Here is a 21787-nt window from a genome sequence, read left to right as displayed (position 1 = left end):
GGTCAATCCAATTATTTTAAATTGGTGATCCAGATCACATTTTTAAATAAAAAAACTTGTCAAAAATAAAAAAAACACACAAAATTGGTTCACCAACTTAAGTTAATAACATAAGGAACCTATGATGAATAAATTTATATCTATTATGAATTGGGCATTATCAACGATTTGTGTAGCTTTAAGTTCATTTCTAGTGTGTTGCGTAGTTTGGCAGGTGTTATCTCGTTATTTATTAAATACACCTAGCACTTATACAGATGAAATAGCTAGATTTCTCTTTATTTGGGTGGGCTTAATGGGCGCAGCTTATGCTCTTGGTCAAAAGAAACACCTAGCGATTGATCTTCTAGTCAGTAAATTCGAACACTCACCCAGCCTTCAACATCGATTACAACTTGTAATTAATTTAATCAGCGTAGCTTTTGCAACAATGATTATGTGCTATGGGGGAGGCAACTTGGTAATAGACACTGTAAACAATGGGCAAATATCACCTGTCTTAGGTATCCAAATGGGATTAGTTTACCTCGCAATTCCTTTAAGTGGTTGCTTTATGCTGATTTACCTTTTAAGAGATATTATAGATAACTTTCATCATTTGAATCTTAAATCATCACCGCTTTCAGATAATCAAGGAGAATAAAATGGAATGGTCCAATATTATTGTGCTTAGCTCAAGTTTCTTTGTCCTACTTTTTATTGGTGTACCAATTTCATTTTCAATTGGAATTGCCTCACTGCTTACTATTATGCTTTCTATTCCTTTTGATGCTGCTATTACTGTTATTTCGCAAAAAATGGCATCTGGATTAGATAGCTTTTCACTACTCGCCATTCCTTTTTTCATCTTAGCGGGCAATATTATGAATCGTGGCGGTATTGCTATGCGGTTAATTGAATTTGCTAAAGTCATCGGTGGTCACTTACCTGGATCTCTAGCACACGTGAACGTACTCGCAAATATGATGTTTGGTTCAATCTCAGGTTCAGCTGTAGCATCAGGAGCAGCAATGGGTGGGATTATGTCACCTTTACAAAAGAAAGAAGGATATGATCCTGCTTTTTCCGCTGCAGTAAATATTGCCTCTTGCCCAACTGGACTACTTATTCCGCCAAGTAATACCTTTATCGTTTATTCATTAATTTCTGGAGGAACATCTATTGGTGCATTATTCCTTGCAGGTTACATTCCAGGAATTTTGATGGGCTTATCAATCATGATTGTTGTTGCCATCATTGCGAAAAAAAGAAAATACCCAATATCACCAAAACCAACTCGCTCAGAAGCGATGAAAAAGACGCTTGATGCATTACCAAGCCTTGGTTTAATTATCGTTATAATGGGAGGTATCATTGGTGGCATCTTCACTGCAACAGAAGCTTCTGCGTTCGCTGTAATCTACACATTAATTCTTGCTGTCGTGTTCTATCGCGAAGTGACCATCAAAGAATTACCAAAGATCATTTTAGATTCGGTTGTTACAACTGCAATCGTGCTACTATTAATCGGTACATCAATGGGAATGTCATGGGCAATGGCAAATGCAGATATTCCTTACACTATTAGCGATGCATTATTAAACTTCTCAGATAACCCAATTATCATACTTCTAATCATCAACATCATTTTATTAGTTGTGGGTGTATTTATGGATATGACACCAGCATTGCTTATCTTCACACCAATTTTCTTACCTATTGTGACTGAATTAGGCATGGATCCTGTTCACTTCGGTATATTAATGGCTTTCAACCTTTCTATCGGTATCTGTACACCACCTGTTGGTAGCGCATTATTTATCGGATGTTCTGTTGGCGGAGTGAAAATTAATCAAGTTATTAAACCACTACTACCACTCTATGCAGTTTTAATCTTAACACTCTTATTAGTAGCTTACATTCCATCATTAAGCTTAGCGTTACCACAAATATTATTAGGTTATTAATTCACGCATTAGGAAAATAATATGAAAACGATTAAAAATTGGCAATTTGTAGAAAATCATAATCATCGCATTGATATTGCCTGCGATCACAGTTACCAAATGCATATTTTCGTGTTAGAAAATGATTTATTACGCGTGGCATTTACAAAGAATAAGGAATTTAAAGTTCCTCATACTTGGGCTATTACACCAAATCAATCAGATGTAGATTGGCAAGGTCGTGATAAATGGTCATTAAAAGGGTTTTCCTGCCCTGATTATGAAGTAAAGCAAACAGAAAAAACGCTTGAAATCTCAACCGCACTTTTAAAAGTAACAATTCATCAACCACTTTATCTAGAATGGGAATATAAACACGGTGATAAATGGAAACCATTATTTAAAGACCGGCAAACTGGTGCCTATTTAATGGGTATTTCAAATACTACCATTTCTCATTATTTACAACGAGATATTCAAGAACATTATTATGGACTCGGTGAAAAAACAGGAAATCTAAATCGCCATGGTCGTCGCTTTGAAATGCGTAATATTGATGCAATGGGCTATAATGCTGAACATACAGATCCTCTTTATAAACACATTCCATTCTATATTACGCATACTCCTGAAGTAAGTTATGGATTATATTACGATAACCTTTCACCTTGTTGGTTTACCTTAGGTAGTGAAATTGACAATTATCATTCTTACTATCGTAACTATAAAGCTGAGGATGGAGATCTAGATTACTACGTTATTCTAGGCCCCAAAATACTTAATGTAACAAAAAAATATTGTCGCCTTACGGGAGGTACTATTTTTGGTCCAAAATGGAGCTTAGGTTATAGTGGTTCAACTATGTACTATACCGATGCATCTGATGCCCAAGAACAACTAAAAAAATTTGTAAATTTATGTAATGAGCATGATATTCCTTGTGATTCATTCCAACTCTCTTCAGGTTATACCTCCATAAATGGGAAGCGTTATGTTTTCAACTGGAATTATGACAAAATTCCAACACCGAAAGAAATGACAAAATATTTTCAGAATGCAGGAATGAAGTTGGCTGCAAACATTAAACCATGTTTATTACTAGATCATCCACGTTATCAAGAAGTGGAAAAACTTGGATTATTTATTAAAGATTCTGAATCAAATAATCCTGAAAAATCTATGTTCTGGGATGATGAAGGCTCTCATTTAGATTTTACCAATATGGACACTGTAAATTGGTGGAAAAAGAATGTAAAACAACAATTGCTTGATTACGGCATCAATTCTACTTGGAATGATAATAATGAATTCGAAGTATGGGACAACTATGCAAAATGCCGTTATTTTGGTGAAAGTATGCCAATAAAATTATTGCGCCCATTACAACCATTATTAATGATGAGAGCTTCCTATGAGGCTCAATTAGAGTACGCACCAAATAAACGCCCTTATTTGATTTCACGTTCTGGCTCACCTGGAATGAACCGTTATGTACAAACTTGGTCTGGAGATAATCGTACCAGTTGGAACACATTGCGTTACAACATCAAAATGGGATTAGGTATGAGCCTTTCTGCACTTTATAACGTTGGACATGACGTAGGTGGATTCTCAGGTAATAAACCAGATCCTGAGTTATTTGTACGTTGGGTTCAAAATGGTGTCATGCATCCACGTTTCACTATTCATTCTTGGAATGATGATAAAACTGTTAATGAACCTTGGATGTATCCACAAATAATCAATATTATTCGTGATGCTATCCAATTACGTTATATATTAATGCCTTATTTATATAACACATTATGGAAAGCTCATCATGATAATGAACCAATACTACGACCAACATTCCTTGATCACGAACATGATAAAAATACTTTTGAAGAAAATGATGACTATCTTTTAGGTGAAGATTTACTCGTTGCTTCTGTTGTGGAACCTAATCAACGAAAACGTGAAGTCTATCTACCACAAAATTTCGTCGGTTGGTATGACTTTTACACACACAAATGGTTTAATGGCGGCGAAAGAATCATAGCTGATGCACCATTAGAAAAAATTCCTTTATTTTTAAAAGCTGGAAGCATTATTCCAATGGCAAAAAAATGTCATAAAAATACGTTATCTGATAATTATAGACAATTATTAATTATGCCTTTTAATCAAGGAGAGAGGAATATTACTATATTTGATGATGACGGTGAAAGTTTCGATTATTTAAAAGGTAAATTTTTAAAATTTAATATTTATCTAAAATGCACTAGTCAAACAATTGAACTTGTTTTAGAAAAATCGGGTGATTATTTACCAAAATATAATGAAATTAGTTTCTACCTTCCTAATAAAGAAAATAGAAAATTAATTATTAATGGAAAAACGGTCACTCAAGGCTATAAATTGAGTTTATTAGATTAAAATTAGGAAAAATTTATGAACATTGATGACTTGCGATCCTATAAAAAAATAGGAAATGAGTTAAAACAACAGCTAAATAATCATCAATATAAAATAGGCGATAAACTACCAGCTGAGCGAGACTTGGCTGATTATTTTGATGTAAGTCGTACAGTCATTCGAGAAGCCATCATTATGCTTGAATTAGAAAACCTTGTTGAAGTACGTAAAGGTTCTGGAGTGTATGTGATTGCATTGCCACAACGCGCTGCAAGTAATGATGAATTTTTAGATAAGGTTGATGTAGGTCCTTTTGAACTTTTACAAGCTCGCCAATTATTAGAGAGTAGTATGGCTGAATTTGCTGCGTTACAAGTAACAAGAGCAGATATTACTAAATTAAAAGACATTCTAGCAAGAGAGCGAAATACACTTGAACAAGGTGATGAAGATTATGTGGCAGATGAAGATTTTCATCGTACTATAGCAGAAATAACCCAAAATGAAGTTATTTTACAAATGCAAAAAGCACTGTGGGATCTTCGTACTAATAGTCAAATGTGGAAAGGTTTACATCTTCATATTCCAAATCAGAGCTATCGTCACCTTTGGTTACAAGATCATGAGAATATTATTACAGCCCTACAGAGAAAAGATCCTGTAATGGCAAAAAAAGCAATGTGGCAACATTTAGAAAATGTTAAGCAAAAACTTTTTGAATTATCTGATGTAGATGATCCTAATTTTGATGGTTATCTATTTAATATGAGCCCAATTGTTGTTGATCGTTAGAAAACTATAGGAGTTAAAAATGGAACAAGCATGGCGTTGGTATGGACCAAAAGATCCTGTTTCTTTATCTGATATTCGTCAAGCAGGCGCAACTGGTATAGTCACTGCACTTCACCATATTCCTAACGGTGAAATATGGAGTATTGAAGAAATTAAAAAACGCAAAACTGAAATAGAAAATGCTGGTTTAAGCTGGTCAGTAGTGGAAAGTGTACCAGTTCATGAAGAGATTAAAACTCAGACTGGAAATTATCAAAAATGGATTAATAACTACAAACAAACTCTTCGCAATCTTGCTCAATGTGGAATTGACACTGTTTGCTACAATTTTATGCCAGTTTTAGACTGGACTCGAACCGATCTTGCTTATGAATTACCAGATGGTTCTAAAGCATTGCGCTTTGATCATATCGCTTTTGCCGCATTTGAACTTCATATTTTAAAACGTCCTGATGCAGAAAAAACCTATAATCAAGAAGAACAAGTTGCAGCAAGAACCTATTATGACAATATGTCAGAGCAAGATATAGCGCAATTAACGCGTAATATTATTGCGGGCTTACCCGGTGCAGAAGAAGGTTACACTCTTGATGAATTTCAAACTCAATTAGATCGCTATAAAGATATTTCATCCGAAAAATTCCGTACGCATTTGGCTTATTTTTTAAATGAGATCGTACCTGTTGCCCAAGAAGTAGGAATCAAAACGGCGATTCATCCAGACGATCCTCCACGCCCAATCTTAGGCTTACCACGCATAGTTTCAACTATTGAAGATATGCAGTGGTTTGTAGAAACTCAACCATTACCAGCAAATGGTTTTACAATGTGTACGGGTTCTTATGGCGTACGTTCCGATAATGATCTCGTAAAAATGACTGAACAATTCGCTGATCGTATTTACTTCGCTCATTTACGTTCTACTCAACGTGAAGGTAATCCACTAACCTTCCATGAGGCAGCTCATCTAGAGGGAGACGTAGATATGTTTAATGTAGTAAAAGCTTTATTAAATGAAGAATATCGTCGATTAAATCTAGGAGAAACTCGTTTAATCCCAATGCGCCCAGATCATGGACATCAAATGTTGGATGACTTACGTAAAAAAACCAATCCTGGCTACTCTGCCATTGGTCGGTTAAAAGGTCTAGCTGAATTTCGCGGTTTAGAGATGGCACTAAAAAAAGTGTATTTCAATAAGTAAAAGAAAAAGTGCGGTCGATAAAAAACATTATTTTTATCGACCGCACTTCTAATTTATTTCATCAATCTTCTCATTCGAATATTGATCATCTCGACCACAACAGAGAATCCCATTGCAAAATAGATGTAACCTTTCGGGATGTGAATATCCAAACTTTCTGCAATTAAACTAATTCCGACTAAAATTAAGAAAGCTAAAGCTAGAATTTTCAACGTTGGATGTGTATCTACAAAATCGCCGATTGGTTTTGCCGCAAACATCATCACCCCCACGGCAATCATAATCGCCAGAATCATCACAGGAAGGTGGCTTGCCATACCCACCGCTGTAATGACAGAATCTAAAGAAAATACAATATCTAGCACAGCAATTTGAATTAATACGCCAAGATAACTCACTTTGTTTTTGCTTTCAGATTCATGGTGTTCTTGATGATTTATCGCCTCTTTAATTTCGCCAGAACTTTTTATAATCAGGAATAAACCACCGATTAATAAAATCAAATCACGCCCAGAAATTTCTTGATTAAACACAGTAAATAACGGTGCAGTAAGTTTCATTATCCACGCTAGTGACATTAAAAGTAAAATTCTTGTTAGCATTGCCAAAGCAAGCCCAAGAATACGACCAGACTGGCGTTGGCGTTCAGATAAACGTCCAACTAGGATGTTAATAAAAATAATATTGTCGATTCCTAAAACGATCTCTAAAGCCGCAAGTGTCACAAGTGATATCCACGCTTCAGGCTCTGCAATCCATTCAAACATAATTTTTCCTATAATTGAGTTAAATAAATCCGAAAATACAGATCATAATGGCTTTATGACGAAAAGCAATCGTTATTTATATTTGAGAAATGATTGATTAGTCGTTTTTAAGCGTTTCAAAAATCCTTTCAGCAAGTTTAGGGGAAATGCCCGGTACAGAGGCTATTTCATCTAAGGTCGCCTTTTTCACACCTTGTAAACCACCAAGATATTTCAGTAAAGCCTGACGACGTTTAGCTCCCACTCCTTCAATGGTTTCTAAACCACTTTGTGTAAAGGCTTTTTGACGTTTTTTACGGTGTCCGCTTATTGCGTGATTATGGCTTTCATCACGGATATGTTGAATCAAATGCAATGCCAAACTATCATCAGGCAAATGAATTTCGCGGTCTTGTTTGCTGATAATCAGTACTTCCTGCCCTGCTCGACGATCCACACCTTTTGCCACGCCAATTAAGTGCGGTCTATTTTTATCCCATTTTACTTGAAGATGTTGGAACACGTTCAATGCTCGATTTAACTGCCCTTTTCCACCATCAATAAAAATAATATCGGGAATTTTATCTTCTTCTAAATCACGCTCATAACGTTTCTGCAACGCTTGTTCCATCGCAGCATAATCATCTCCGCCAGTAATGCCTTCAATATTAAAACGGCGATAATCAGATTTCAGTGGACCTTCTTTATTAAAAACAACACAAGATGCGACTGTTTGATTTCCCATTGTATGGCTTATATCAAAACATTCCATACGCTTAATTTCAGGAAGATTTAACAGCTCACACAACGCTTGATAACGCTCTGACATTCGTGAAGATTGTTTAAGTTGTACATTTAAAGCTGCTTTAGCATTAACTTGTGCGAGCTGTAAGTATTTACTTTTATCGCCTTTTACGCTTTCTTGAATCGTCACTTTTCTGCCAGCTTGCTCCGTAAGAAGTTGCTCAAGCTCCGATTTTTCAGCTAATTGACGATCCACAATAATGCTATTCGGGATACTTCGTCCTTGATGACCTTGTAAATAAAATTGCCCTACAAAAGTTTCGGTAAGTTCCGATAAATCCGTATTGGCGGGGACTTTTGGGAAATAACTGCGATTGCCTAGCACTTTTCCTTGACGAATAAACATCACCTGTACACAGGCTAACCCGTGTTGGTAAGCGATAGACATAATATCCATATCATCTAAACGTTCATTGGATACAAATTGTTTTTCAATAACCGAACGCACCGCCTGAATTTGATCGCGATAACGAGCAGCCTGTTCAAAATCTAAATTTCTGCTTGCCTGCTCCATTTTACCGATTAAATAATCTAACACCTGTTGATCTTTGCCTTGTAAAAATAAGCGGGCTAATTCAACTTGCTGATTATATTCTTCATCGGAAACATATCCCTGAACACAAGGTGCGGAACAACGCCCAATTTGATATTGCAAACAAGGACGAGAGCGGTTGGAATAAACGGAATTTTCACATTGGCGAACAGGAAAAAGTTTTTGCAAAAGCGACAAAGTTTCACGCACGGCTCCCGCGTGAGGATAGGGCCCGAAATATTCACCCGCAAATTTTTTAGACCCACGATAGGACGTGATTCTTGGATGGCGTTCTTTGGTTAATAAAATAAATGGATAGGATTTATCATCACGCAATAATACGTTATAGCGAGGCTGATAAAGCTTGATGAAATTATGCTCTAGCAGTAAAGCTTCCGTTTCAGATGAAGTTAGCGTAGTGTCAATATGATGAATTGACGCAACCAACGCCTCTGTTTTTTTACTGCTCAGATTTTTACGAAAATAGCTTGAAAGACGTTTTTTTAGATCCTTTGCTTTCCCAACATAAATAACCTGATCTTTATCGTCATACATACGATAAACACCAGGTTCGTGAGAGACATCCGCGAGGAATTTTTTGGGATTGAACATAGAATATTTTACCAATAACAAAAGACATCTTGCCTTCCCTGCTTTCGGGGGAAGGAGCCTAAAGAGCAAAAGGGGGCTTGCGATGTTAAATTTATCCCCCCTCAGCCTTCGGCAGCTCCCCCCGCAAGCAGGGGGAGCCAAGTATTTAATCCTTCGCCAAAATCAACCGCACTTTTTCCAAATCTTCGGCGGTATCCACCCCCACTGCAGGCACTTCTTTCGCAAGTTCTACGTGAATACGTTCGCCGTTATATAACACGCGAAGTTGCTCAAGTTTTTCTAGATTTTCAAGTTGAGTCGGTGCCCATTGCACATATTGTTTTATAAAACCAGCACGATACGCGTAAATGCCAATATGACGTAAGTAAGCGTCCGCAAGCTGCACTTTCTGAATATCCTGTAAATTCATAAACTGATCACGATCATAAGGAATAACCGAACGGGAAAAATACAGCACATAGCCATCTTTATCTGTTAATACTTTCACTGCATTTGGATTAAATAATTCCTCAGCATCATGAATTTTGACCGCAAGGCTTGCCATATTGACATTAAATTTTGCTAAATTATCTGCCACTTGTCGTACGATAACGGGAGGAATCAAAGGCTCATCGCCTTGGATATTGACAATGATTTCATTATCGGGAATCGCTAATTTTTCTACAACTTCCGCTAAACGCTCTGTACCAGAATTATGATTAACCGAAGTCATACAGACTTCAGCACCAAAACTTTTGGCAACATCAGCCACATTTTCATTATCGGTGGCAATAATCACTCGGCTCGCCCCAGACTGCAGAGCTTTCTCAAATACATGTTGAATCATTGGCTTACCCGCAATATCTGCAAGAGGCTTTCCAGGTAAACGACTTGATGCAAAACGAGCGGGGATAATCACGGTAAATGACATAATTTATTCCTTATTCTTTAATATTTCAGCTTTATCGGCAAGCAATCAAAACAACTGGAGATTAATCCTTTCAGACATTTCTGTATTGCTCCACAAGTTTGTCTATTTTGCTCCAAAAGTGCGGTAAATTTTCACGTTGTTTTTCAGCCTCAATAATTTCTGCATCGACAGGGACATACCACCAATTATCTTTAGCAAAAGATTGGCATTTTACGGCATCTTTTTCCGTCATAAAGAGCGGTTGATTTTCAGAAAGTTTTTCTAATTGAGACGCTTCAAAATGTTGATGATCTTGAAATACTCGAGTTTGCTGTAACTGAATCCCTAACTTTTCTAGCATAGTGAAAAAACGCTGAGGATTGCCAATCCCTGCTATGGCAACACCTGATTGAAATTCATTTAATTGGCGTTTTTCATTGGTTTTTAAATTAATCGCGAAATGAGGCACAAGACGCATAACTGCATCTGAATACTGATTTTTTCCACCATTAGTGATCACAAAATCTACGGATTTTAATCGACTTGGTAATTCTCGCAATGGACCTGCAGGCAATACAAAACCGTTTCCCAATGCGCGTTCAGCGTCCATTACTACAATTTCCAAATCACGCTGTAATTGATAATGCTGTAAACCATCATCAGAAATAATAATATCGCACTCTGCTTGGCTTAAGAGTAATTCAATCGCTTGCTGGCGATTCGGGGAAATCACGACTGGAGCATTAGTGCGTTTAGCAATCAATACAGGTTCATCACCACCTTCAATCGGATGCGTATTTTCAGTAACGAATAACGGATACGTTTTAGATTTGCTTCCATAACCACGAGAAATCACACCTACGCGAAAACCTCGTTTTTTTAATTCTTCCACAAGCCAAACAACCACAGGCGTTTTGCCATTTCCACCCACAGACAAATTTCCCACAATTATCACTGGTTTTGGTGCGCGATAAGAAGACTTCAGCCCCAAAGAGAATAAGGCGCGACGAAGTTGGCTAATCAACCAAAACAATAAAGAAAAAGGCGATAAGAGCCAAATAAGTTTGGAGTTGGAATACCAGAAGGGCATAGAAAATCCTTTCTAATAAGTGCGGATAAAATAACGCGAGTTTTTCAACTCGCGTTTTCGATAATCAATAAATTAGCCAGTAAACTGCATACTATGCAACTGTTTATAGGCACCATTTTGTTCAAGCAATGTTTTATGGTTGCCACGCTCACGAATTTCTCCGTGATCAATCACAAGAATTTCATCCGCATTTTCAATAGTAGATAATCGATGGGCAATCACAACAACCGTGCGATCTTTCTTTAATTCCTCTAATGCAGATTGGATTGCTCGTTCTGATTCCGTATCTAGTGCAGATGTAGCTTCATCTAAAATTAATACTGGCGAATTACGCAATAAAGCACGAGCAATCGCTAAACGCTGACGTTGCCCACCTGATAGGCTAGCGCCATTTTCGCCAATTACCGTATCAAAACCTTGCGGTAATTTTTCGATAAACTCTAAAGCATAAGCCGCTTTTGCTGCAGCGATAATTTCTTCGCGAGAATACTTATCTTGTGCTGCATAAGCAATATTATTCGCAATAGTATCGTTAAATAAATGGACTTGTTGAGAAACCACAGCGCAGTTTTCACGTAAATTAGATAAACGATAATCTTGGATATTTACACCATCAAGTAAAATCTCGCCTTGCTCAATATCGTAAAAACGTGTCACTAAATTAGCAATGGTTGATTTGCCCGATCCAGAACGTCCCACTAGAGCTACGGTTTTTCCAGCTGGAACGCTAAAAGAAATATTATTTAATGCAAGTTCATCTTTTCCTTGATATGCAAAACTCACATTTTTAAATTCTAACTCGCCTTTCGCAGGTTCTGCTTTATAAGCCCCGTCATCTTTTTCTGGCTCTAAATCTAAAATGGCAAATAGCGTTTGACATGCTGCCATTCCACTTTGAAATTGTGCATTCACCGCAGTTAATGATTTTAACGGACGCATCATAGCTAACATTGAAGAAAATACCACTGTAAATGAGCCTGCACTCAAATTATCTTCTGCAATCAATGGAGTGGTAGCTAAATAGAGCACCGTAGCTAATGCGAGAGATGCAATAACTTGCACCACAGGATCAGAAATGGAATTTGCTGTCACCATTTTCATGCTTTTTCGACGCATATCATTACTAACATGATTAAAATGCACTTCTTCCACATGTTGCCCTCCGAAAGAAAGCACAACTTTATGACCTTTTAACATCTGTTCTGTAGCAGACGTAAGTTCACCCATTGAATCTTGTAAGTTCTTACTTAATCTACGAAAAATTTTTGATACCAAACGAATTAAAACAGCAATGATTGGACCTATAATAAAAAGCACAATTGTTAATTCCCAACTGGTATAAAACATCACTGCGAATAGCGAAATAATATATGCTCCTTCTCGCACAATTGTAATCAAAGATCCTGAAGAAGAACTTGCAATCATTTGGGAATCATAAGTAATCCGAGAAAGTAAACGCCCTGTTGAATTTTGATCAAAGAAACTCACTGGCATAAACATTAAATGTTTAAACAAGCGGCGACGCATTGTCATGACAACTTTGCCTGATACCCACGCCAAGCAATAATTAGAAATAAAGTTGGTAATGCCGCGTAAAATAATCATCCCAACGACGACAAAAGCCATCATTTTCAAAAATGAATGGTTTGCCTTACCAAAACCATCGTCCAACAACGGTTTTAACAAATAAATCAAGCCTGAGTCAGCTAATGCATTAAAAACTAACGCGACGCCAGAAACAATAAGCCCCGCTTTAAAAGGTTTAATCATTGGCCACAAACGCTTAAACGTTTGTAAGGTTGAAAAATCATTTTCTTGTAATTTTTGCTCTTGCATAATCGCTATCTAATAGTAAAAATTGCACGCATTGTACCTTTTATTCCTTTGATAATCCAATTACACGCACATACCAAGGGGAAAATTCTGTGCGAGCTTGCTGGATTTCTAATCGGTCTTGAAAAAAATTTACCCGCACTTGCCCCGAAACAGCGGTATTTTCTACCGCACTTTTATAGCGATGAAACCTTTCCATAACCAAATAATGGGGGAATTTCCACGGATTCCAACGTCCACTAGAAATAATCGCCACATCTGGTCGAACCTGAGAAAGCAAGTATTCACTTGTCGATGTTTTACTCCCGTGATGCCCCACTTGCAACACATTAATTTTGCCTAAAGTGCGGGCAAAAATTTGTTCATTTTTTGCTTCAGCATCGCCCGTCAGCAAAACTCGATGCTTTCCATCATCAACTAAAATCACACAAGAATGGGGATTATCAGCTCGTGTCACAACGTTGTGAGGAGAAAGTATTTGAAAATGTAGCCCTTGCCAATGCCAATCACGTCCAGCAGTACAAAAAGTGCGGTAATTTTCCCCATAGTTTTTTCGTGAAGGGGTAATCAATTCCACATTGGGATATGCCTTTAAAATTGTCGAAGCACCACCTGCGTGATCGTTATCGTCGTGGCTTAAAATCAATTTTTCCAAAACAATCCCTTCTCTTTGTAAATAAGGCAAAATTTCTAATTCAGCCATACTTCCACCTCGCCAAGAAGAACCCGTATCATAAAGAATCCCTTTGCCATTTTTCACAATCAGCGTTGCCAAGCCCTGCCCCACATCTAAAGTATCTACCTGCCAAGTTGGTTTGCTCAATTGTTTAAACAACAAAATCATAAAACACATAAGAATAATGCCGAAAGAACATAGCAAAACGTTGATTCGTTCATTTTTTAGCAAAGGTTTACTGAGATTTAATGTAAAAAATCTTGGTCGTTTAATTTTCCAAGTTGATGGTGAAGCCTCTGGTTCTCGATAAATACGCCAAATAATTAACATAAAAATTCCTGCACAAAGTGCGATTAAAAATAATGCTAAATTAAATGAAACCGTGAGCCAATTTCCTTGAAAAACAGAAATTAACCCAGTAATTCCTTCGGCTAGCTTATTTGCTAGTTGCCAAGAAAAAACCGCGCCGTTGGTAAAAACAGCAAATAAAATTAATGGCACAAGGAAAAAACTATAAATTGGAACAGCCATAAGATTGGCTAAAAATCCACTTAGCGATAAGCCATTAAATAGAAAAAGTTGCAAAGGCGTAAAAAAAAGCAATAACCCAAATTGCAAATGAAATAAATTCAAAATCCACCGCACTTTTGGGGAAAAGGGACGATTTTTCCATTGAAAAAGTGAAAAAGGCACATAACGATACCAGAGGATCAAACAACCAACTGCACCACAAGAAAGCCAAAAACTGACCGAAAGCGGCATTAATGGATCGCAGAAAAGCAAGAATCCGACAACCAACGTAAAAAGCTCAAAAGGCGAATAATATCTCCTCATTATTTGAACAAAGAAAACGAAAACAAGTGCTGAAATGGCACGAAAAGTTGGCACGCTAAAACCAGCCAAATAGGCATAAATTAAAGCAAATAAAACACCAAAAACTAAAGGAAAATAAGGATGAATAAAACGGGTTGGGAAAAATACTTGCACAACACGAGCCAAGTAAAATCCAATTCCCATAGCCAACCCAATATGTAAGCCAGAAATAGCAATAAGATGTGCGGTATTCGTTTGTTGGTAAATTGACCAAGTGTTTTTATCTAACCAAGCCCGTTCGCCAAAAGCTAACGCAATCAATAAACCTTGTAGAGATAATCCTTCCGTTTGCTTTCTCACTTGTTGCAATTTTTCTGCACGCAATGATGAAACATCAGCAATTTTCGCCGCACTTTTTACGCTTCCAACAGCTGTAATTCCTTTTGAAAAATACCATTGTTGCCGATCAAACCCACCAAAATTTAATCGCGCAGAAAGGGGACGTAAAGAAATTTCAGCTTGCCAAATTTCCGATAGTTGAGGCGCCTCTTTTGCTTTCCAATTTAAAAAAATTCGTTGCTCTTGTAAGTTATTCGTTAATGTTGCTGTGGCGATAAGTGTTTGATAATCCTGTTGATGCAAAATTTCTTGAATCTCAAAAGTCACCATTTGCTTTTGAGCGCTAATACGTTGAGCTTGTTGTAATAAACTCAAAGCCGAATGATGAAAATAGCCAAGAGAAGCAACAAAAAAAGCAAGGCTAACTAAGAAATTTTTACGCAAAAAAATAAAAAGAAAAATCAAAACAAGCGCAATAACGAGAGCAACTTGCCAAGGCAATAGCAATGACTGCGGTAGAAATAACAACGTTAAATCCGCAACAATTAACAAGACAGCTAAAGTTATTAAGTTTAATTTCATTTTTGTAAAAGATTAATTCCAATCTCTCTAAGACTAGGCTAGTTTTATTTAAATATGCAAACGGTTGCTTCAAATTTTACGATCCATATTGTAAAAATAAATTTTTCAGGAAAATTTACTTGCTAAAACAAACAACTTCTGATATTTATACCGCCCGCAAAAATTGGGTTCCTAAAATAGCAGTCAGGAACAAACTAAAATAACAAGACAGGAAGTCGTGAAGTCCACGCTTAAATTCTGTATGTATTAGGAGTGAGAGATGTCAAGAGCATCATTGAACTTGCTAGATTTAGCAGGCGTTAAGCCTTATCAAATGAAAAAAGATGAAGAATATATGAATGAAGAGCAAATTCTTCATTTCAGAAAAATTCTTAATGCTTGGCACGAGCAAATCGTGGAAGAAGCTTCTCGCACCGTTGCACATATGCAGGATGAAGTAACCAATTTCCCCGATCCCGCAGACCGAGCAACTCAGGAAGAGGAATTTAGTCTAGAATTGCGTAATCGTGATCGCGAACGCAAACTAATGAAAAAAATCGAAGCAACCTTGAAAAAACTTGATACCGATGATTTCGGTTACTGCGATTGTTGTGGCGAGGAAATCGGTATCCGCCGTTTAGAAGCGCGCCCAACAGCAGATCTTTGCATTGATTGCAAAACGTTAGCTGAAATCCGCGAAAAACAAGTCGCTGGTTAATTCGTTCTATTGAAAAATACCAAAGTGCGGTTAAAATTAGCCGCACTTTTTTGCATTTAAAAATGCGGAAAAATCCCCTTGCCTTTTTCTTTACAGAAAAATAGCTAAACCATTTATTTCCAACAAAAAAACGGAGTAAATTATTCTTACTTATATCAAAAATTTGTTTGGCAAGAAGACAAAAAAATCAAAAGAGGTTGCCAAAACAAGTGCTTATTCTAAACGAGTTGAGCGTTCTAATACTCAAATGCCAAAAGCACAGACAAAAAAATCAGAACAAACACGTCGCTACAATAAAAATGTGATTAAAGCGGCTCAATTTGATATTTCCCCACGAGATTTTAGCCGTAATGCACTCACTGTTGTGGAAAAACTGCAACGTCAAGGTTTCGAGGCTTATATCGTCGGTGGATGTATCCGCGATTTATTACTTGGTAAAAAACCAAAAGATTTTGATGTTGCAACAAACGCACGTCCTGAACAAATCCAAAATATTTTTCAACGTCAATGCCGTTTAGTGGGTCGCCGTTTCCGATTAGCACATATTATGTTTGGTCGAGATATTATTGAAGTTGCCACTTTCCGAGCCAATCACAGTGATGCTCGCAATGAAAATCAAGCAAAGCAAAGTAATGAAGGAATGTTACTGCGCGATAATGTTTACGGTACGATCGAACAAGATGCAGTGCGCCGTGATTTTACGGTCAATGCGCTGTATTACAATCCACAAGATAATACGTTACGAGATTATTTCGAGGGCATTAAGGATCTCAAAGCGAGCAAGCTACGCTTAATTGGCGATCCTGTTACACGTTATCAAGAAGATCCTGTGCGGATGCTGCGCTCTATTCGCTTTATGGCAAAACTTGATATGTTCCTTGAAAAACCAAGTGAACAACCAATTCGTGAACTTGCGCCTTTATTAAAAAATATTCCGCCAGCTCGCTTATTTGATGAGAGTTTAAAATTATTACAAGCAGGACAAGGGGTAAAAACCTATCGTTTATTACGTCAATATGGTTTATTTGAACAACTTTTCCCTGCATTAAGTCCATATTTTACAGAGAAAGAAGATAGTTTTGCAGAACGTATGATCGTCACCGCCCTTACTTCGACAGATGAACGTGTTGTGGATAAACTTCGTATTAATCCTGCGTTCTTATTTGCAGCATTTTTCTGGTATCCATTACGCGAAAAAGTGGAAATTTTGAAAAATGAAGGCGGTTTAAATAATCACGATGCTTATGCTTTGGCAGGCAATGAAGTGTTAGATTTATTCTGCCGAGCCTTGGCTGCACCACGTCGCCATACTGCAGTCATTCGTGATATTTGGTTCTTACAACTGCAATTCTTAAAACGTACTGGCTCAGCACCAATGCGTACTATGGAACATCCAAAATTCCGTGCTGCCTTTGATTTACTGGCTATGCGTGCAGAAATTGAAGGTGGCGAAACCATTGAATTAGCCAAATGGTGGCACGAATATCAATTTAGTAATGGCGAACAGCGTGAACAATTGACACAGGAGCAACAACGTTTGCATCCCAAACCAAAGAAAAAATACTATCGTCCACGCCGTCGTAAAACAATGCGTTCAGCAGAGTAAGGGGAGATATGATTACTGTATATATTGCGTTAGGCAGCAATTTAAATACGCCAGTAGAACAATTACATTCTGCGCTTAGAGCGATAAGTCAGTTACCAAACACGCATTTGGTAACAACGAGCTCTTTTTATAAAAGCAAACCACTCGGCCCACAAGATCAACCCGATTATGTGAACGCTGTTGCAAAAATTAAAACCGAGCTTAGCCCACTTGCACTATTAGATGAATTACAGCGTATTGAAAACGAGCAAGGTCGAGTGCGTTTACGTCGCTGGGGCGAACGCACATTAGATTTAGATATTTTACTTTACGGCAATGAAATTATTCAAAACGAACGCTTAACAGTTCCACATTACGATATGCATAACCGTGAGTTTGTCATTGTGCCGTTGTTTGAAATCGAATCGGATTTGGTCTTACCTAACGCTCAGCCACTAGCAGATTTGGTCAAGCAATTTGCTGACCATGAAATGATAAAATTAAATCCCTAGAAATTTCACCGCACTTTTATGAATCTCAAAAGTGCGGTAGAATCTGCCCACATTTTTCTTCATTCATAACCTGTTATGGAAAGCTTAACTCAATATATCCCTGATGAATTTTCTATGCTCCGCTTCGGCAAAAAATTCGCCGAAATTCTTTTAAAATTGCATACTGAAAAAGCAATTATGGTTTATCTTAACGGTGATCTTGGCGCAGGAAAAACAACGCTGACGCGCGGAATGCTGCAAGGTATCGGTCATCAAGGTAATGTAAAAAGCCCAACTTATACGCTGGTTGAAGAATACAATATTGCAGGCAAAATGATTTATCATTTTGATTTATATCGTTTAGCAGATCCTGAAGAACTCGAATTTATGGGTATTAGAGATTATTTTAATACTGATAGCATTTGCTTAATTGAATGGTCTGAAAAAGGTCAAGGCATATTGCCAGAAGCGGATATTTTAGTGAATATTGATTATTACGATGATGCACGAAATATTGAATTAATCGCACAAACAAATTTGGGTAAAAATATTATAAGCGCATTTTCTAATTAACTTATTTATGAAAACTAAAATTTTATTTTTTCTTTTTTTCTCGACATTTAGCTTTTCTCTTTTTGCAGCTCCAATTACGATTGCGATTGACCCAGGTCACGGAGGAAAAGATCCCGGTGCAATCAGCCGAAATTTAGGCATTTATGAAAAAAATGTTACCCTTTCGATTGCAAAAGAATTAAAAGCCTTATTAGATAAAGATCCACATTTTCGCGGTGTATTAACGCGTAAAAGTGATTATTATATTTCCGTGCCTGAACGCTCAGAAATCGCTCGTAAATTTAAAGCAAATTATCTTATTTCTATCCATGCAGACTCATCTGAATCGCCTGATCGTCGCGGGGCTTCTGTTTGGGTATTATCAAACCGTCGAGCCAATGATGAAATGGGTCAATGGCTAGAAGACGATGAAAAACGCTCAGAATTACTTGGCGGCGCAGGAAAAGTACTTTCACACAATAATGACAAATATCTTGATCAGACTGTACTTGATCTGCAATTTGGACATAGCCAACGTACTGGCTATGCGTTAGGCGAACATATTTTGCGCCATTTTGCTAAAGTAACAATATTAAGTCGCAGTACGCCACAACATGCAAGTCTAGGTGTTCTACGTTCTCCAGATATTCCTTCTGTGTTGGTAGAAACGGGATTTCTTTCCAATTCAGAAGAAGAAAAAAAACTTAACTCTCAAGCCTATCGCCGCCGCATTGCTTATATGATTTATGAAGGCTTAGTTGCATTCCGTAGCGGTAAAACCAACTCCTTAGTGAAAGACAATTTAGTTCAAAACATCAAACAAAATGATATAAAAAAATCAGGGAAAAATAACCGCACTTCAGAACAAAATATAAATGAAGATAATATTAAAGACAGTGGCATTCGCCATATTGTAAAAAAAGGAGAAAGTTTAGGTAGCTTATCAAATAAATATCACGTAAAAGTCTCTGATATTATTAAATTAAATCAATTAAAGAGAAAAACACTTTGGCTAAATGAAAGTATTAAAATCCCTGATAATGGCGAGATAAAAAATAAATCATTAACAATTAAAGAAAATGATTTTCATAAAAAACAAAATAGCTCAGTAAATAATACCAATAAAGATTTAAAAAAAGAGAAGAATACACAAAACAACAATCAAAAAAATATAATTCCGCTCTATCATAAAGTAACAAAAAACCAAACACTCTATGCTATTTCGAGGGAATATAACATTCCAGTAAATATACTATTGAGCCTAAATCCGCATTTAAAAAATGGCAAAGTTATTACAGGACAAAAAATTAAATTAAGAGAAAAGTAAATGCCAATTAAAATTCTTTCCCCACAACTTGCTAACCAAATTGCTGCTGGAGAAGTGGTAGAACGCCCTGCATCTGTGGTAAAAGAATTAGTGGAAAATAGCCTTGATGCAGGCGCAAATAAAATCCAAATCGACATCGAAAATGGCGGGGCAAATTTAATCCGTATTCGTGACAATGGCTGTGGCATTCCAAAAGAAGAATTAAGCCTTGCTTTAGCACGACATGCCACGAGTAAAATTACCGATCTTGATGATCTCGAAGCCATTTTAAGTTTGGGCTTTCGAGGCGAAGCCTTGGCGAGTATCAGTTCGATATCGCGTCTAACCCTAACTTCTCGCACCGAAGCGCAAACTGAAGCTTGGCAAGTTTATGCACAAGGTCGTGATATGGAAACAACAATAAAACCCGCATCACATCCTGTTGGCACAACAGTTGAAGTCGCCAATCTTTTTTTCAACACGCCAGCCCGCCGAAAATTTTTGCGCACAGATAAAACAGAATTTGCTCATATTGATGAAGTCATTCGCCGTATTGCCTTAACAAAATTCAACACGGCATTTACATTAACGCATAATGGGAAAATTATCCGCCAATACCGCCCCGCCTCCGATCTCAATCAGCAACTTAAACGTGTCGCTGCTATTTGTGGGGATGATTTTGTCAAAAATGCCTTACGAATTGATTGGAAACACGATGATTTACATTTATCGGGCTGGGTAGCCACACCAAATTTTAGCCGAACTCAAAATGATTTAAGTTATTGCTATATCAATGGGCGAATGGTGCGTGATAAAGTGATCAACCACGCTATTAGACAAGCCTACGCTCAATATTTGCCAAGCGATGCTTATCCTGCTTTTGTATTGTTTATTGATTTAAACCCACACGATGTAGATGTCAATGTTCATCCAACCAAACATGAAGTACGCTTTCATCAACAACGTCTGATTCATGATTTTATTTACGAAGGCATAAGTTATGCACTAAACAATCAAGAACAGATTAATTGGCATACTGAACAAAGTGCGGTAGAAAATCACGAAGAAAATACAGTGCGTGAGCCACAACCGCATTACAGCATTCGTCCTAATCGTGCAGCTGCGGGGCAAAATAGCTTTGCGACACAATATCATGAAAAATCACAGCAAAATCAACCGCACTTTTTTGATGGTCGCGGCTTATCAAGCCATGTCACAGCAGACTATCGTGATTATCGCGAAAATTATAAAAAAGACACGCCAAGTAAAACAGAACAGCAGTTGTATGGGGAATTGTTACGCACATTACCGCCTACAGAGCAAAAGGATATATCGAATACAGCACAACAAAATATTTCAGATACAACCAAAATCATCCCAACTGAAATAATTGAGTGCTCATCACATCTACGCACCCTTTCACTTATTGAAAATCGCGCGCTGTTATTACAACAAAATCAAGATTTCTTTTTGCTTTCATTGGAAAAATTACAACGCTTGCAATGGCAATTGGCTTTACAACAAATACACATCGAACAACAGCCTTTATTGATTCCAATCGTGTTTCGCTTAACCGAATCACAATTCCAAAAATGGCAACAATATTCAGATGACTTCAAAAAAATTGGCTTTGAATTTATCGAAAATCAAGCCCAATTACGCTTAACCTTAAATCGCGTACCAAGTATATTACGCACGCAAAATCTACAAAAATGCGTGATGACAATGCTAACAAAAAATGAAAATTCATCCCCATTTTTAACCGCACTTTGTGCACAGTTAGAATGCAAAACCTTTAACGCTTTAGCGGATGCACTCAATTTATTAAGCGAGACAGAACGTTTACTGACGCAAACAAATCGCACGGCATTCACCCAATTACTCAAACCTGTTAATTGGCAGCCTTTATTAGACGAAATTTAAAT

At 37.2% G+C, this 21787-nt stretch carries 17 protein-coding genes; 11 read left to right on the top strand and 6 right to left on the bottom strand.

Going from position 1 to position 21787, the window contains the following annotated elements:
* Nucleotides 1-124 precede the first annotated feature (124 nt).
* From ACPT8O_RS04470 to uxuA, 5 genes are read left to right on the top strand one after another with little or no spacing between them, the layout of a single operon-like run.
* Nucleotides 125-643 carry a TRAP transporter small permease gene (locus tag ACPT8O_RS04470; RefSeq protein WP_041175366.1) on the top strand — a complete coding sequence of 173 codons (519 nt, stop codon included), beginning with the start codon at nt 125-127 and terminating at the stop codon, nt 641-643.
* 1 nt (nt 644) lies between these two features.
* Nucleotides 645-1946, top strand: a complete 1302-nt coding sequence (locus tag ACPT8O_RS04465) for a TRAP transporter large permease (protein WP_021035533.1) — start codon at nt 645-647, stop codon at nt 1944-1946.
* Between the two features lie 21 nt (nt 1947-1967).
* Entirely contained in the window at nt 1968-4340 is a 2373-nt protein-coding gene (locus ACPT8O_RS04460) for a glycoside hydrolase family 31 protein (RefSeq protein ID WP_041175367.1), read from the top strand.
* 15 nt (nt 4341-4355) lie between these two features.
* Entirely contained in the window at nt 4356-5111 is a 756-nt protein-coding gene (locus tag ACPT8O_RS04455; RefSeq protein ID WP_005652574.1) for an FCD domain-containing protein, read from the top strand.
* Nucleotides 5112-5130: 19 nt separating this feature from the next.
* A complete protein-coding gene (gene uxuA, locus ACPT8O_RS04450) occupies nt 5131-6315 on the top strand; it encodes a mannonate dehydratase (RefSeq protein WP_021035536.1) in 1185 nt (394 codons plus the stop codon).
* A gap of 53 nt (nt 6316-6368) precedes the next feature.
* Here the strand turns inward: uxuA and ACPT8O_RS04445 are convergent, their stop codons facing one another.
* From ACPT8O_RS04445 to ACPT8O_RS04420, 6 genes are all read right to left on the bottom strand, one after another.
* Nucleotides 6369-7082: a TerC family protein gene (locus ACPT8O_RS04445; RefSeq protein WP_021035537.1), complete on the bottom strand. Its 714-nt coding sequence runs from the start codon at nt 7080-7082 to the stop codon at nt 6369-6371.
* A gap of 97 nt (nt 7083-7179) precedes the next feature.
* Complete coding sequence (gene uvrC / locus ACPT8O_RS04440) at nt 7180-9009, bottom strand: excinuclease ABC subunit UvrC (RefSeq protein ID WP_021035538.1); 1830 nt, start codon at nt 9007-9009, stop codon at nt 7180-7182.
* 145 nt (nt 9010-9154) lie between these two features.
* Complete coding sequence (gene kdsB, locus ACPT8O_RS04435) at nt 9155-9919, bottom strand: 3-deoxy-manno-octulosonate cytidylyltransferase (RefSeq protein ID WP_021035539.1); 765 nt, start codon at nt 9917-9919, stop codon at nt 9155-9157.
* A 70-nt stretch (nt 9920-9989) separates the two neighbouring features.
* Nucleotides 9990-10988, bottom strand: a complete 999-nt coding sequence (gene lpxK, locus ACPT8O_RS04430; protein ID WP_041175368.1) for a tetraacyldisaccharide 4'-kinase — start codon at nt 10986-10988, stop codon at nt 9990-9992.
* A 72-nt stretch (nt 10989-11060) separates the two neighbouring features.
* Nucleotides 11061-12824 carry a lipid A ABC transporter ATP-binding protein/permease MsbA gene (gene msbA, locus ACPT8O_RS04425; protein WP_021035541.1) on the bottom strand — a complete coding sequence of 588 codons (1764 nt, stop codon included), beginning with the start codon at nt 12822-12824 and terminating at the stop codon, nt 11061-11063.
* A gap of 40 nt (nt 12825-12864) precedes the next feature.
* Nucleotides 12865-15231 (bottom strand): DNA internalization-related competence protein ComEC/Rec2, encoded by a 2367-nt coding sequence (locus ACPT8O_RS04420; RefSeq protein WP_021035542.1) that lies wholly within the window; start codon nt 15229-15231, stop codon nt 12865-12867.
* A gap of 259 nt (nt 15232-15490) precedes the next feature.
* On the opposite strand from ACPT8O_RS04420, the gene dksA reads away from it, so the two are divergent.
* The 6 genes from dksA (at nt 15491) to mutL (ending at nt 21785) form a co-directional block, all read left to right on the top strand.
* Entirely contained in the window at nt 15491-15928 is a 438-nt protein-coding gene (gene dksA, locus ACPT8O_RS04415) for an RNA polymerase-binding protein DksA (RefSeq protein ID WP_005652560.1), read from the top strand.
* A 247-nt stretch (nt 15929-16175) separates the two neighbouring features.
* Nucleotides 16176-17534, top strand: coding sequence for a polynucleotide adenylyltransferase PcnB (gene pcnB / locus ACPT8O_RS04410; RefSeq protein ID WP_041175425.1), 1359 nt, complete (start codon nt 16176-16178; stop codon nt 17532-17534).
* Nucleotides 17535-17542: 8 nt separating this feature from the next.
* Complete coding sequence (folK, locus tag ACPT8O_RS04405; RefSeq protein ID WP_021035545.1) at nt 17543-18025, top strand: 2-amino-4-hydroxy-6-hydroxymethyldihydropteridine diphosphokinase; 483 nt, start codon at nt 17543-17545, stop codon at nt 18023-18025.
* A 75-nt stretch (nt 18026-18100) separates the two neighbouring features.
* On the top strand, nt 18101-18577 hold the full coding sequence (gene tsaE / locus ACPT8O_RS04400) for a tRNA (adenosine(37)-N6)-threonylcarbamoyltransferase complex ATPase subunit type 1 TsaE (protein WP_005693857.1): 477 nt from the start codon (nt 18101-18103) through the stop codon (nt 18575-18577).
* Between the two features lie 7 nt (nt 18578-18584).
* On the top strand, nt 18585-19883 hold the full coding sequence (locus ACPT8O_RS04395; RefSeq protein ID WP_021035546.1) for a LysM peptidoglycan-binding domain-containing protein: 1299 nt from the start codon (nt 18585-18587) through the stop codon (nt 19881-19883).
* The gene (mutL, locus tag ACPT8O_RS04390) at nt 19884-21785 is read left to right on the top strand and encodes a DNA mismatch repair endonuclease MutL (protein WP_021035547.1); all 1902 of its coding nucleotides are present in this window, start codon (nt 19884-19886) and stop codon (nt 21783-21785) included.
* Nucleotides 21786-21787: the final 2 nt, after the last annotated feature.

This window comes from Haemophilus sp. HN_Hi08, assembly GCF_049824455.1.
GTDB classification, from domain to species: Bacteria; Pseudomonadota; Gammaproteobacteria; order Enterobacterales; family Pasteurellaceae; genus Haemophilus; species Haemophilus influenzae_D.
This window is presented reverse-complemented; position numbering and strand designations above follow the sequence as displayed.